The following is a 389-nucleotide window of genomic DNA, read 5'->3' as shown; positions in this document are numbered from 1 at the left end:
GGTACGGATGGGAGGATTCGAACCTCCGACCGCCTGGTTCGTAGCCAGGTACTCTATCCAGCTGAGCTACATCCGCACATATATCATTCCGGAACCAATTTTCAAACCGAATCAAAGAAGATGGTGCGCGTGGGAGGATTCGAACCTCCGACCGCCTGGTTCGTAGCCAGGTACTCTATCCAGCTGAGCTACACGCGCAACGCTTTCTTTTACAGATAAAAACCGGTTTACACTGCATATGACTTAACATTATAGGCTGCCATAATCAGCATAAGCCACAAAAAAACCCGTTGATTGCATCAACGGGCTTGATTGTAATGGCGGAGAGGGAGGGATTCGAACCCTCGATGGGATTTAAAGCCCATACTCCCTTAGCAGGGGAGCGCCTT

2 tRNA genes are annotated in these 389 nt (G+C 49.9%); both read right to left on the bottom strand.

The annotated features are described in order from the left end of the window. Positions 1 to 2: 2 nt before the first annotated feature. Positions 3 to 76, bottom strand: a tRNA-Arg gene (locus Q1B47_RS21885). 45 nt (positions 77 to 121) lie between these two features. Continuing rightward, positions 122 to 198 (bottom strand) — tRNA-Arg (locus Q1B47_RS21880). Between the last annotated feature and the right edge of the window lie 191 nt (positions 199 to 389).

Source organism: uncultured Shewanella sp., from assembly GCF_947501225.1.
GTDB lineage: Bacteria > Pseudomonadota > Gammaproteobacteria > Enterobacterales > Shewanellaceae > Shewanella.
The sequence above is the reverse complement of the archived record's forward strand: the minus strand, read 5'-3'. Positions and strand labels throughout refer to the sequence as shown.